This window comes from Labilibaculum euxinicum (assembly GCF_009795715.1).
Classification (GTDB): domain Bacteria; phylum Bacteroidota; class Bacteroidia; order Bacteroidales; family Marinifilaceae; genus Labilibaculum; species Labilibaculum euxinus.
Genome location: NZ_WTCR01000001.1, coordinates 227,807 through 241,148 on the forward strand (window position 1 = coordinate 227,807; position 13,342 = coordinate 241,148).

At 33.5% G+C, this 13,342-nt stretch carries 12 protein-coding genes and 1 tRNA gene; 2 read left to right on the forward strand and 11 right to left on the reverse strand.

Annotated features, from left to right (window positions below):
* Positions 1 to 577: 577 nt before the first annotated feature.
* From GQR60_RS00840 to GQR60_RS00890, 11 genes are all read right to left on the reverse strand, one after another.
* Positions 578 to 1,117: a PIN domain-containing protein gene (locus GQR60_RS00840; RefSeq protein WP_124991132.1), complete on the reverse strand. Its 540-nt coding sequence runs from the start codon at positions 1,115 to 1,117 to the stop codon at positions 578 to 580.
* A complete protein-coding gene (locus tag GQR60_RS00845; protein WP_160463380.1) occupies positions 1,110 to 1,448 on the reverse strand; it encodes an STAS-like domain-containing protein in 339 nt (112 codons plus the stop codon). The genes GQR60_RS00840 and GQR60_RS00845 overlap by 8 nt, the downstream gene beginning before the upstream one ends.
* Before the next feature lie 11 nt (positions 1,449 to 1,459).
* Complete coding sequence (locus GQR60_RS00850; protein WP_124991134.1) at positions 1,460 to 2,344, reverse strand: ATP-binding protein; 885 nt, start codon at positions 2,342 to 2,344, stop codon at positions 1,460 to 1,462.
* Between the two features lie 9 nt (positions 2,345 to 2,353).
* Complete coding sequence (locus GQR60_RS00855; RefSeq protein ID WP_124991135.1) at positions 2,354 to 3,559, reverse strand: restriction endonuclease subunit S; 1,206 nt, start codon at positions 3,557 to 3,559, stop codon at positions 2,354 to 2,356.
* Positions 3,552 to 5,036 (reverse strand): type I restriction-modification system subunit M, encoded by a 1,485-nt coding sequence (locus GQR60_RS00860; protein WP_124991136.1) that lies wholly within the window; start codon positions 5,034 to 5,036, stop codon positions 3,552 to 3,554. Before GQR60_RS00860 ends, GQR60_RS00855 begins: the two co-directional genes overlap by 8 nt.
* 5 nt (positions 5,037 to 5,041) lie before the next feature.
* Entirely contained in the window at positions 5,042 to 5,287 is a 246-nt protein-coding gene (locus tag GQR60_RS00865; RefSeq protein WP_124991137.1) for a hypothetical protein, read from the reverse strand.
* 32 nt (positions 5,288 to 5,319) lie between these two features.
* Positions 5,320 to 6,957 carry an AAA family ATPase gene (locus GQR60_RS00870; RefSeq protein ID WP_160463381.1) on the reverse strand — a complete coding sequence of 546 codons (1,638 nt, stop codon included), beginning with the start codon at positions 6,955 to 6,957 and terminating at the stop codon, positions 5,320 to 5,322.
* Positions 6,958 to 7,245: 288 nt separating this feature from the next.
* Complete coding sequence (hsdR, locus tag GQR60_RS00875; protein ID WP_124991139.1) at positions 7,246 to 9,570, reverse strand: EcoAI/FtnUII family type I restriction enzme subunit R; 2,325 nt, start codon at positions 9,568 to 9,570, stop codon at positions 7,246 to 7,248.
* A 166-nt stretch (positions 9,571 to 9,736) separates the two neighbouring features.
* Positions 9,737 to 10,144, reverse strand: coding sequence for a hypothetical protein (locus GQR60_RS00880; protein WP_124991140.1), 408 nt, complete (start codon positions 10,142 to 10,144; stop codon positions 9,737 to 9,739).
* A gap of 279 nt (positions 10,145 to 10,423) precedes the next feature.
* A complete protein-coding gene (locus tag GQR60_RS00885; protein WP_124991141.1) occupies positions 10,424 to 11,659 on the reverse strand; it encodes a site-specific integrase in 1,236 nt (411 codons plus the stop codon).
* 286 nt (positions 11,660 to 11,945) lie between these two features.
* A tRNA-Leu gene (locus GQR60_RS00890) sits at positions 11,946 to 12,029 on the reverse strand.
* Between the two features lie 148 nt (positions 12,030 to 12,177).
* On the opposite strand from GQR60_RS00890, the gene GQR60_RS00895 reads away from it, so the two are divergent.
* Both GQR60_RS00895 and GQR60_RS00900 read left to right on the forward strand, forming a co-directional pair.
* Positions 12,178 to 12,726 (forward strand): hypothetical protein, encoded by a 549-nt coding sequence (locus GQR60_RS00895; RefSeq protein ID WP_124991142.1) that lies wholly within the window; start codon positions 12,178 to 12,180, stop codon positions 12,724 to 12,726.
* Between the two features lie 167 nt (positions 12,727 to 12,893).
* Positions 12,894 to 13,340, forward strand: coding sequence for a thioredoxin family protein (locus GQR60_RS00900; RefSeq protein WP_225441293.1), 447 nt, complete (start codon positions 12,894 to 12,896; stop codon positions 13,338 to 13,340).
* Positions 13,341 to 13,342: the final 2 nt, after the last annotated feature.

Below are 13,342 nucleotides of genomic sequence, written 5' to 3' on the forward strand. Positions count from 1 at the left end.
TTCAAAGTTAAAAATAATACCGATGAATTCAGTTTTTTAATGATTTTAAAATTACGCTTTCAGAGTGAAAAAATGGCAGAGAAATTGGACGTATGATCAATATGTACCAATTGATCCCAAATATTTCTGAAACGCACTAATAGTTCTCCTGATGGATCAATCCACTTGCTAATGATCCCTCCTTTTTCGAAAGACTCAAATACGGCCAATAATAGGATTGGCTTGTGAGGTGCCGGACCTCGGGGGGGACTCCTCTTTTTAAATTTACGATGTTATTTATGACTATTTCCATACACTCCAATCGCAAGCGAAATTATCATTTTTATTCAAATACACTTAAAAGGTGACTCAATTTTTTCGCTTCTTTCATATTCCCTGTTGCAAAATGTTCAGTATTAAAAATCCTAAACTCATTACGTGTAAATTATAAATTTACGGGAGCGGGATTGTTTCCAAAATATTAGTCTCTTTTCATAGTAGCACAAGGAGAGAACTCTATTTAAATGCTTGCGCAGAACATGAGTTATAAGTTTGCGCTAGCGGAGGGAGCGGGAGAATCATCATAGGATATCCTATTTCAGATCAATGTTACAAGTGTGATATCTTCTTTAACTTTTAGAAAGTCACGATCATGACTTACCATAGTCAAATCATTTTTTTCACAAAGTTCAACAAAGTAACTATCATTATAGTCTAGTTCTCCAACACGTTCCATAATGTTAGGAATATCTATTTTCGAAAAAGAATCATCTATTCTGATACTTGCACCAACGATTTGGCTCTCTATTGACATGGCAAGTATTTTACTCGTTTCTTTGCAACGTTCAATCGGTCGAAAATCTCTTTTAAATTGAGACTTTCTTCTACTTGAGTCTTCATCTTTCCAAAGATTAAAATCTAAGCGTAAGCAAGAATTATAGAATTCAGATAAGATTTGAGAGCAAACATAGATTCGTGCACCAACATCTAGGACTTTGCCAAGAAATTCGGAATATTTATCTATTGCCAATTTGTTATAATTGCCCATTGGGTAGAAAATGTACATCCACACATTGTTATCGAAAAAGAATTTGTCCGTAGATTTTGGTTGGTAAGTAGTAATATCTATTTTATTCATCACCTAGCGAATCTTTATAAATAGAGTCTTGTGATTCTTTATTCTTGAAATATTCCTTAGCTCTTTCAACAACTTGTTTTAACAACATTTTGTCAGTGTTAGAAATGTTTTCCAACTTTAACAACTTGATTAAAATATCACTGTTGTATTTATTGTACAATTGGCCTATTGCGGCATTAAGGAATGCAGAAGTTAATAAGCTAATTCCATTAAAATCTAATATTACAGTTTCTTTTTTTTGAAATGATTGGTCAATCATCTCGAAAACTTTTTGACCTCCACCAGATGAAACAGCGGCAGGTGAATTTAGAACATCAATAAGTTTTATCATATTTTCTTTCATTAGAATATGTCCTCCTCAGTTAGGTTCTTTTGTTCTGATTTTAAGCAATAAGATTCACCGTCAATTCGAATATTTAAACTTATGATTGTACCTGGAAAGGATGTTTTCATAGATTGTGCAAAGATAGTATTATTATTTTCACACCAATAACCATCTCCAGATACAATTTGTATTTGTCCTTTGTTTAACTTAAGAAATTCTCGAATTAACTTCAAGCCCAAGCCCCCGGGCGTATCACCAGTTTTAGTTGTGTGCCCCTTCTCCACAGCCCATTCTATTGCATCTTTAGCAATGATTGCCTTATTTAAATATTCACCAACATTTGCTTGTATGGTGCGTCCTAAATCAACTATAGTGAACTCAATGTGAGGAGGAAGATGTCTTGGGAAATATTGACCACAAGTATAGACTTCGTTCGTTTTACCATGAAAGATTGCATTTTCAAATATCTCAAAAATACTTTCATTCATTTTTTTTTGTAGCTGAATAGAAAAACCTGGCATACTATCTTTTGCTAAAAGTTCATTGTCCAGATATTGTTTGAAAAGATTTTCTTCATTTGGGAGATAGCTCATAAACTTTATGGTTGTTCCGTATTGGTCATGAATTGGCTCATATCCAAATTCATTTAGAAAATGATTTTTCTGCAATATCCGGTGTAAGTACTGACTGCAGTTTTTAACATTGATCTTATTTCCATATTTTTCTGAATGACTTTTTACTGCAGCTAAAATTGCACAAAGATTTGCATCAAACCATATATTTTTAGAAAAATCAAGGTCAATGGTAGAGTTACGAAAAACCTCAGTTTTTTCTAATAATAAGTTCAACTCTTCGAACCCGTATATGTTTGTTCGTAATTCTCTTGGAATTTGTAATGTCATCTTAAATATCTATAATTCTCCCTTAAATGCTTTATCAAGTAAACTCTCTTTTAAGGCTTTTAGATTGGTGAGTTTGGTTTGTTGTTCTTTAGTCAATTTATTTTGACGATAGCGTAGACTATTTAGTTTTTCCTTTATTTGAATTTGCTCTTGATATTTTAAATTAGGAATTTTACATTTTAACAAATCTTTATCAGAAATTGCTGGATACTGTGCACCTCTGATTAAAGGTATTATTTGCTGTTGAATCTGATCAGATAAAAGACAATGATAAAGGAATTCGTTATCAATATTTTTTTTAGCCCTTAAAATACAAAAACCTGTAGAGGCAACAGGATTGATATAACCTACAGTAACCATAGCTATATTTTTCAAGTTTGGACGAGTTGTCGCAAAAAGAACGTCTCCTAATTGTACTTTTTTTCTAGCACGGCTTGGGGCATCTTTACCAATTAATGTTTTAGGATTTTCAATTACATGTATATCCTTATTAATTGATGTAATATCAATGTATGTGAAATTTACATCTTGTGCTTTCTTTGGATTAATAGTCGAAGCTTTATCAACAAAATTAAATATCTCTATCATATCTATATTTTTCATAAACACTTCATCTAAGACGCTAGTCATGAGCTTTTCTGTTTGTTGAATGTTTTCTTGGAGCAGGGCAATGCTTTTGTCGATGCGCTGAAAAAGGGCATCGAGCTTGGATACGATTCGTTTTTGCTCTGGGAAGGAAGGCAATGGAATTTGAAGGGTTTTCAGGTTTTTATAATAGATTGCGCTTACATTTGTCGTCCCACTTTTAAAGTTTTCTAGTTGATTTTGAATCACATATGCTTTAAAGGCATAATTAATAAAATAAGGCAAAATTGAATCCTTAAATTGAAGACGCATGATATTATTGTTGAACAAAATCTCTTTATCATTAGAATCAAAAAGAGCAGTTTTACCAACCAACTCAACACTATTACGTGTATTAAATAGTAAATCACCTTTAACAAGTGAATACCTGTCTATTTCTTCTTGAGAAGCGTTAATACAGACAACATTCTCTATGTTCAACTTGCCATCAATAGAAATATTATTCATTTTAATATACCTATATTCTTTATCATGATCTTGATCCTTTATGGCTCTAACAAGACCTATTTCACTTTTAACCTTTATATCCTCTAAAGAATATACTTTCCACCCTAGCGGTAATTTACTCATCGTACCCCTCCTTTAAAATGGATTCAACTTCGTTTAGTAGGAGGGTGATTTTGGCATCATTTTGTTTTATATTATCAATGATATCCGTAGGTGCTAAATGAATTACCTTTGTATTGTTGTTTGGGTTTTTCGCAGATATGTCGTAGCTATTTCCAACAAGTGTATCTGCTTTTACCAACCATGAATTTTGAGTTTCACTTCGCTTGGTAAATAACTCCACAAATTCGGCAAGGTGCTCGTTTTGTACGGGTTTATTCTTGGTTAATTTTTGTGGTGGAACACACTCGTAGTACCAGATTTCTGATGTAGATCCTTTACGGTCGAAGAAGATAATGTTGGTTTTTACTCCACTGTAAGGCAAAAATACACCTGCAGGTAAACTTAGTATGGTGTGCAGATTGAAGTTCTCCAAAAGCTCTTGCTTTACTTTTGCAAAGGCATTTCCTGTTTGGAACAATACTCCTTCGGGCACAACAATAGCCGCTTTTCCCTCTTGCTTAAGCGACTTCATAAAGTGCTGTAAAAACAACAATTCAGTTGCATTGCTGGCAATTGGAAAATTTTGCTGTATTTGTGGCTTCTCTTTACCCCCAAATGGTGGGTTCGCTAAGATAATATTGTATCGGTCTTTTTCCTGTATGTCGCGGATATTGGCTGTAAGGGTATTTTGCTTGTATAGATTTGGACTTTCAATACCATGCAATATCATGTTCATCATGCCCATGATATATGCAAGTGGTGTTTTTTCGTTACCATAGAATGTATCCTCATGCAAAAAGCGCCACTGTTCAGTACTTAGTTTCCCATTGTATTTTTCTTTAATGTGTTCGAAAGCTTCGATAAGGAAACCACAGGAACCTGCAGCTCCATCGTAAATGCTTTCTCCTGGTTGAATGTCTAGGCAGTTGATCATTGCCTTAACCACAGGACGAGGAGTGTAGAATTCACCAGAATTACCACCATCGTTCCCCATTCCTTGCAAAAGGTTTTCGTAAACTTGTGACAATTCAAACAGTTCTGTTTGTGATTGGAAATTTAGAGAATCTATGATGTCTAGGACTTCACGTAAAGTGTGTCCGCTAGCAACTTTATTATCTAGAAATTCAAAAATGTTTCCAATTTTATATTTTAAGGATTTTCTATCGAGAATATTTTCCTTGAAACTTTTTAAATAAGGAAATAGGTTAGAGTAAACAAAGGAAGTAAGGTCTTTACCTGTTTTTGCATTCTTTATATCAAATTCCCCCTCACTATCTTTTGGACAGGCCCATTTTTTCCATTGGTATTCTTCGGCGATTACTCTTTTGTATTCTGTTCCGTTTAATTGAGCCTCGTCTTGTTTTTCTTCTTCGAAATCATCAAGAAACTTGAGGAAAAGAATCCATGAAATTTGTTCAGTATAGTGCATGGCACCGCTGATTCCATCATCACGGCGAAGTATATCGGTGATTCTATTTATTTTTTGTTGTAGTTGCATTCGGTTTAAATATTATTTTTTAAAAAAATGTACATCTTAAGAATGTCCTCAGAGATTTCTTCTTTAGGGATTAAGTCGATTATTTCATTCAGAAGTGATTCGTCAAAACCTTCGGGTTTATATAATGGATGTAATAATTTTTTTGCATCAAACTCTTCAATATCTGCGATATTATCGAGGTTATCATTTTTCTCGAGTATTAAGCGAGGGAACTTTTCCTGAAGGGTATTTAGTAAATTATTTTTCGCCAACATGGAGATACTTAGCAGGTAGTTTTCGATTTCTAATCTTTGCCAGCAAAGTAAATGTGTTTTGATACCATTAAAGTTTTTAACCTCTTTAAATTATTTATCTTTACCTGAAGATCTTTACTTATTGATCCTTTTGAAAGTTTGTCGCGGTCGCAAATTAAGAAGAAATTTTGTGTCTCGACTTCAGTTTCATTTAAATGTTCCTTAAAATCTTCAACAAACATTAATTTTCCTTTCCCAAATATTTCACTGTCGTTGTTATAACTTGAAGACCTCTGAAAAGGAACTATTTGACTGAATATTTTTTCGACATCTTCTTCGGTTTTCTTCTGTACTAATTTTTTAAAAATAACCCAATCGTCTTCGTGATCAAGGAGTACAATATTTTTAATTCTTCTAACTAGTTGGTATTCAAACTTGTTGTTTCCCACAACAGAGGATAGCCTTTTGGCTAATTCTCGCAGAGTTAATTCCTGTTCCACCTTTCCTTCTTTGACTAATTTGATATCACAAAAATTGTTGTGCAGAATTGAATCTGAAATGTGTGTCGTTGTTATTACATTGGCTTTAAGAGAAGAAAGAGAATGCCATAATCTTTCAATGTTTTGAAAATAAAGATGAGAATCAATTTCGTCGAAAAGAAATACTGTATTTGCATTGTCAAAATGGTCTATTAAGGCATAAATTGCAAGTAGTTGAAATTCACCATCGCTCAAATCATCAAGCTCAATATCGTTGAATTTTAATTGAGTATTGGATAGATCAAAATAAGGTTTAGCTCCTGAGGAAGCTAACCAGAAAAAGTTAAAAACAAGGTCTGAAGATTTTTCCTGAAATACCTTAAGAGCTTTTTCTATTGATAGAGAAGATGTCGTTTTTCGAATAGGGGCTTGATAATCGTATTCATTATCAAAAATGTTTTCTAATAACCAAGTTAATTTCTTGAAAAATTTTGTTTGTAAAAACTCGGAAAACTGACCATGTTCTTCTCGTTCTCTTTCGAGACGAACTTTCGTGACAAAATTCCAATCAATCCGAAAAGGGAGTTCTAGTATTATTTTATTATCGTTTCCATTTGAGGTTTTAGAGTCAATGAATTTGCTCACCTTACCTTTTGGGTAAAAGGTTTTGGCAAAGAAAATCAGTAGTCTTATCCATGACTTGTCAAAGTAAAATGCTTTAACAGGAACATCAAATTTTTCATCTTCAAAATTAATTGAGTTTACCCTATTTTTGCTAAGTAAGCTTACTTTATTGATCAGAAGTATTTTATTATAAATTTTAGAGTAAATCTCATTTTGTCCGGAAGAAAAACAAATAAAACGTTTTTCTTCTGCATACAGAGATGAATTAAAAATACTTTCTAATATTGCTGATTTCCCGCTTCCATTTTCACCAATGAGCGTTATTACATTTGACTGTTTGGATATTCTTTGTGATTGATTAAAAATTTTATTTGGAGGAAGATTTACTAACGTATTATTCTGCTTTGCGGAAATTCGAAACGTAGAACAATAATCTAGATTAAAAAGTTTATAAATCTCTTTTTGAATAACTTCCTTTTTTCTTGATGAGTCCAACATTCCGATTGAATGGATGAAATGACGAAAGGAATAACTGACCCCGATTCCATTTGCAATAAGCTTGGTTCGACAAATTAATTTCACCATTCTTGCCGTCTGGTATTCGGCAAGGTATTCCTCATCTGTAAATGGAGCATCATCTACAACCCGAACTAAATGTGTAAGTTTTATCCCCTGTCCGTTGTAGTTCTGACACAATAATATAACATCCCCTAGTAGTGGTTTTACAGCATAATCTTTTTGCTTATCGCTCCAATGAATGGGAAACACATTTTGCGTTGCAGAATAATCATCGAAATAGGCCCAGTCTTGTCCTCTTTTTGTTTTAATTACATTGACCCAATGTATTTTTTCAAAATCTATATCGATCATAATTTACGCTGAATATAATTGTTCCTGAAGCTTGTAAAAAGCTTCAATCAGTTCGTTAATGCCTCCAAAAACTTTAGCGGCATCCTTTGTTGTTCCTAGTTTATTAAGTTCAACCAAATCAGCTAGCTTATCGCGTTTCAATTCTTTTATGCCATCCTTCTCGTATCTATCTAAAACAAACTTTAGGAAATCGCGAGCTTTTAAATTTTGATAGATTTCGAAAAATGGTTCGTTATCTTGAGCTTTCTCAGCTCTTTGCTTACGAGTTATAATGTCGTTAGAATAGGAGATATGCATTAAAACATCGAATATGTCGCTATTTTCAGCTTCAAGCAATTCTTTTAATGTTTTAAGTTGTTCTTCTGCAATTCCTAATTCAGCTAATTTGTGCAGTAACCCTTCTCTTGTTTCTGGTTTTGACCACAAGTCTCTAAGTTGTTTTTCGCTATTGTATAGATTTGGGATAATCCCAATTAATTTTTCTAAGAATTGATTCGTTGTTAATGGAATTCCACTTTCGTCGATGTATCTAATTTCAACGTCGATCACTTTCAGTTTGCGTCCATTGGATAACTCAACTACTATTTTCTTCGGTTTTTGTGTTTTTTCCCTATTTTCATCTTCATTAAGATCTCCTTCAGAACCATCTTTTATTTTTCCTTCATTAGGATCGCCACAAGGAGTTTGAACTACTTCTTTCTCTTCAGAGAGTCCATCCCATTGAGGGTCGTAAAATTTATCAGTAGCTTCCTCTGAGAAATCGATAATTGTAAAAAAATCTTTTCCTTCGAAAAGTCGTGTCCCTCGCCCAACAATCTGCTTAAACTCGACCATTGAGTTGATTTCACGCACTAGAATAATGTTTCGTACGTTTCTGGCATCAACACCAGTTGTCAACATTTGGGAGGATGTGAGAATTACGGGGATGTCCCTGTCATTATTCTGGAAAAGTTCTAATAGTTCTCGTCCATCTTTTCCCTCATCACTGGTAATTCGCACACAATAGTTAGGATCACTTATCTTTTTGTATTTATTAATAGCATCTCTCATGTTAAGTGCATGAGGCTGATCTACACAGAAAATAATACTCTTGTCCATTGGTCTGATGTTTGCTATGATTGCTTGAGCTATCAGATCAACTTGTTTAGATATGATAATGCTTTTATTGTAATCCTTCTTTTTGTAAATTCTCTTTTTATCAATATCACCAATTAATACCAAATCGTCATCTGTGTAAATGTAAGAATCGATATTTGTTCTGATCTTCTTCACTTTGTAAGGACTAAGAAAACCATCGTTAATACCCTCTTTCAAGGAATATTGATAGACGGGTTTCTTAAAATAATCGTAGGTGTCGATATTGTCTTTTCGTTTTGGAGTAGCTGTTAATCCTAGATGGATAGCAGATTCAAAATGATCCAATATCGCTCTCCATGAACCTTCTTCATTAGCACTTCCCCTATGACACTCATCGATAATTACAAGGTCAAAAAAGTCTTTGGGATATTGTTTGTAGTATCCTCCAATGTTCTCTTTTTCGCTAATAGCTTGGTAAATGGCAAAGAAGATGTGTGCATTGGTAGGAACTTTACCATTTCTGGCCTTAATTTCGGATCCATCAATTTTCACCAAGTCTTTTTCAAAAGGATCGTTAAATGTATTTATTGCTTGATCTGCTAACACATTTCTATCTGCAAGAATTAGAATTTTAGGTGTTCTATCAGCCTTATCAAGATTCCATCGTTTTTTAATCAGTTTGTAAACCAATTGAAAGGCAATAAAAGTTTTTCCTGTACCGGTTGCAAGAGTTAAGAGTATACGTTTTTCGTTATTTGTAATTGCCTCAATTGCCCTATTAACTGCATTTTCCTGATAATATCGTGGTTGTTTATCACCTGTAAGATAAAAGGGAACAGATAGTAATTCTTCTTTTTCAGATGTTAGGTTTGAGAAAGTACATTTATAAATTTCTTCAGGAGTAGGAAAGTTTTCGATATATTTTCCTTTTCCTGTTTGCATGTTGAATTCGTAAACAGATTCACCATTTGTGGCAAATACAAACTTCACATTCAACTTTTGTGCATAATTAATAGCTTGTTGTAATCCTTCGGTTGGATGTTTATCCAGACGTTTGGCTTCAATAATTGCAAGATTTGTATTCTTGTACCTTAGTAGATAATCGACAAATAATCTTCTCCCCCTTTTTCCTCCCACTAATTTGCGACCATCGGTAAAATAGTGTTCACGTATTACAAAATTTTCCCATCCAGCTTTTTGAATTTCGGGATCAATAAACTTTGCTCTTGTGTCGGCTTCACTGATGTGCATGGCGAATTATTTTTATTCTGAAGAGAACAAAGATAGTGAGAAATCTATTTATAAAGCTTACATAAATTAGATTGTTTAGAATTCAATTAATAAATATCATCTTCCTTATAACAGCCTAAGATGCCTGTTGATAAGCTTTTTATTGATTTTGAATAGACATACAAGTTCAAAATAAATTCTGAATTGTAAAATTAAGATTTTGCCTGGTGCTATGTATTAGCTGAAAAGTACGGGCATAGTGATTAAAGCTTTCGAGGATTTTCTCTTTGAATTCCTTTGATGATTCTCTTTTATTATTTGCTTGAGATGAGGCGGTACTTCCTTTATGAGATACAGCAGTGCTATTTTTTTGAGACGCAGCAGTGCTACGTCTGTACAAATGGATATTCTCTTGAGGGATTTCGGGAGTGATCGTTTTGAGCCAGTGGTTAATGTTTTGGCTATGTGCATCCAATGATTTCACAAAAAGGTGCATTTCCCTGGTGATTTGAGGAAGTTGGCTGAGAATCTCCCTAATGAGCTTTTCCTTCTCATTTTGAGGATTTCCTAATGATACTCCTGAGCGTTCTGCCATCTCAGACTGAGACAAATTTAATTGCTTGCACAAAGCCTTATGACGTTCTATCAAGGCTTCACTGACTTCGGTTGGTGTAGTTGATACGGAACACATACAGCTAAAATATTAGCTAAACACACAGATAAAGATCTTTTCCAGTTAATATATTAGCTATTGCTTCGAGTGTGCTATAATATAAAATCTAAGTATTGACACTAAATTATATTAGGTGAATTTTATACTATCTCGTCCTGAAGTAAGTTTGTCACAACAGAAGATCTGGATTTTCTCAAAAAGCTAAACTCCTTTCGACTTTTGTTTATTCTCCTCCAATCTCAACTGTAAGTTATCCATATCCTCCGAAATTTTCTGATCTACTATTTTTGCGTAAATCTGTGTTGTTTTCAATGAAGTATGGCCTAATATCTTCGAAACTGTTTCTATGGGTACCCCATTAGATAAGGTGACCGTTGTTGCAAAAGTATGTCTTGCCATATGCATGGTAATACTTTTGCGGATCTTACACATATCACCCAATTCCTTCAAATAACTATTTAATTTCTGGTTCGTTAAACGAGGCAATACTCTACTGGTATCATAAACCGTCGGGTAATCCTCGTATATCTTAAGTATTTCAGCCGCTTTCATGAGAATAGGAATTCTACATCTGGTATTAGTCTTGCTCCGGTCAATAACAATCCATTCTTTACCATCAGTACCTGTTTGTAGATGCGACTTACTTAATTTTGTCATATCGGCATAGGAAAGACCAGTATAACAGGAGAAAACAAATAAATCACGAACAATTTTTAATCGTTCCATTTCAATTTCCAATTTCTCAATTCTGTCCAACTCATCCGGAGTTAAAAATTCACGATGGGTAGGTTCCAAGGCGACCTTGTATTTTCCGTAGGGATTCTTCTCAATATAGTCCAGAGAAATGGCAAGATTCAAAACCCTTCGGAAATGTTTGTGATAATTCCATGCCGTGTTCTGATGCACCTTGTATTTATTTTTCAAATATTGATCAAACGCCTCCAAAAATTTATAATCAATCTTATCTAAAGAATAATCCTTCCTTTTAATTCTATATTTGATAAACTCAGCAACCCGATTTCGGGAGGATTTGTAATGCTTGTAGGTTTCTATAGAATACCCTCGCTTTAATTTTGCAAGCATTGTTTCAAGGTAATAATCAAATACCTCTAATATTCCGACATCTTTTTTAATATCAATTTTCAGAAATTTATTTTTGATGTTGATAACATCAAATTCATCACCACCTGATTTTAACTGATTGTAAATGTCATAAATTTCAGTTCTAATTTTATTCAGTTTGGCATTTATCACTTGAGCAGAACTAGTATTACCACGGAATTTTTGACCAACTTCATCCCATTCCTCTTTTGAGGCAAAAATCCCTGTTGACAATTCAACCCTCCGGCCATCCATTGTGAAACGCAAGTAGACAGGAGCTTTCCCATCTAATCTCGGTCTACTTTTTCGTATTAAAAAAACAATTACAACTCTCATAATCACTGTTTAATTGATAGTTAACGACGACTTATGAAACAATCATCTCTAATTTACACAAAAAAAGCCTATTTCAAACACTAAAATAAACTAATTTGCATCATTTTAAACATTCACCTACAGTGAGTTACACCTCAGCGAGACCATTTTTATAACATAATCTATGGTCTCGATTTTGTCCCTGAGAACATGCTTTTATTTGCCTTTAAATGGCATTTTCAAGAAACAAAAAAACGCTTAATCCCTTGAGAATAAGCGCTTTTAATTTTATCTAACAATAATAGGGTGCCCAGGAAAAGACTCGAACTTTCACGACCATACGGCCACCAGCCCCTCAAGCTGACGCGTCTACCAATTCCGCCACCTGGGCAAGGGCTAGCAAAATTAACAAAAAAGATACAAATGCAAAGCGAAATTAAACATTCATAAAATTTCTAAATAAAATTAATCACCCATTATTCATTGTTCTTTGGAGATGAAATTCATTTTCTATCTTTGCAAGATATTACTACAGACACATGGCAGAAAATAAAAAGGATTACTCCTACTTAGATAAATTGGCAATTCAACCTGAAAAATGGAATGAATTAGACAAAAATGAATTTCAAGTGATGACATTCAGAACCTGTTTTTTATATGGCGAAAGTCAAAATAAAAAGATGATCCCTGTTCTGTTCCAAATGTACGATCACCTTCAGTCGAACACCAGCAGTGTTGAAAGAATTAAAATGCTGACTGCTTTAAGTGCTTCCATCCGAAAAAATAAACCAAAAGCGATTATGGCTTTGTTTCCTTTTATTCAAGTTGAAGAAGAAGGAGATGTAATACGAACAGCAAGTCAATTTTTCGTAAACCTATCTGTTATATCCAACAAAGAATATAGCTCCGGAGCCAAAATCTTAATAGAACTAGTAAAAGATGCTCCCATAGACCGCAACTCAGCCTATATACTTCTTGGTCTTCTGGATATTAACAATGATAAAATTGATAAATTAGTTTCTCTCCTTAAATCAGTAATTGGAAACGAGGTTAAAAGCATTTTACACAACAACGGCGTTAGCCTGTAGATGCTTTAAATTTCACCACTAACAACAGTTGTAATCTAAATATATATCTTTTTGCATCTTTTAACAATTAAAATACATCGCACAAGACATATTTTTCATAGATTTGATTTATTAAAAATAAATACTGAAATTAAAGCATCTATTACCTATAATAAATAATTATTTTTATGAATAATCTTTTAAAAACATCACTACTGTTTATTTGCTTAACATTTTTCTATGGTGCATCCGCAATGGCACAAAACAATTTGGAAGAAGCCTTGCAAAAAGCAAAAACTGAAAATAAAACCATATTCCTTAACTTCTCTGGTTCGGATTGGTGCAGATCCTGTATTCTGCTAAAAAAAACAATTTTAAATACAGATGAATTCAAAAAATTTGCAGAAAAAAATTTAGTCATCCTAGATGTAGACTTCCCTAGATTGAAGAAAAATAAATTATCGAAAGAGCAAACTGCGGTTAATGAATCTTTAGCCGCCAACTACAATTCAAAAGGGCAATTCCCAACCGTCATTCTAATGAATTCGGATGCAAAAGTCATCGGGAAAACCGGATACAAAAAAATATCACCAAAAGAATACATTGATCACATCCAATCTCTTATCACACAGTAAAG

Excerpts from the sequence above, each read along its gene's own strand:
- GQR60_RS00840 (WP_124991132.1), bottom strand. The coding sequence starts at position 1,117 with ATGAATAAAATAGATATTACTACTTACCAACCAAAATCTACGGACAAA.
- GQR60_RS00845 (WP_160463380.1), bottom strand. The coding sequence starts at position 1,448 with ATGATAAAACTTATTGATGTTCTAAATTCACCTGCCGCTGTTTCATCT.
- GQR60_RS00850 (WP_124991134.1), bottom strand. The coding sequence starts at position 2,344 with ATGACATTACAAATTCCAAGAGAATTACGAACAAACATATACGGGTTC.
- GQR60_RS00855 (WP_124991135.1), bottom strand. The coding sequence starts at position 3,559 with ATGAGTAAATTACCGCTAGGGTGGAAAGTATATTCTTTAGAGGATATA.
- GQR60_RS00860 (WP_124991136.1), bottom strand. The coding sequence starts at position 5,036 with ATGCAACTACAACAAAAAATAAATAGAATCACCGATATACTTCGCCGT.
- GQR60_RS00870 (WP_160463381.1), bottom strand. The coding sequence starts at position 6,957 with ATGGTGAAATTAATTTGTCGAACCAAGCTTATTGCAAATGGAATCGGG.
- hsdR (WP_124991139.1), bottom strand. The coding sequence starts at position 9,570 with ATGCACATCAGTGAAGCCGACACAAGAGCAAAGTTTATTGATCCCGAA.
- GQR60_RS00880 (WP_124991140.1), bottom strand. The coding sequence starts at position 10,144 with ATGGCAGAACGCTCAGGAGTATCATTAGGAAATCCTCAAAATGAGAAG.
- GQR60_RS00885 (WP_124991141.1), bottom strand. The coding sequence starts at position 11,659 with ATGAGAGTTGTAATTGTTTTTTTAATACGAAAAAGTAGACCGAGATTA.
- GQR60_RS00895 (WP_124991142.1), top strand. The coding sequence starts at position 12,178 with ATGGCAGAAAATAAAAAGGATTACTCCTACTTAGATAAATTGGCAATT.
- GQR60_RS00900 (WP_225441293.1), top strand. The coding sequence starts at position 12,894 with ATGAATAATCTTTTAAAAACATCACTACTGTTTATTTGCTTAACATTT.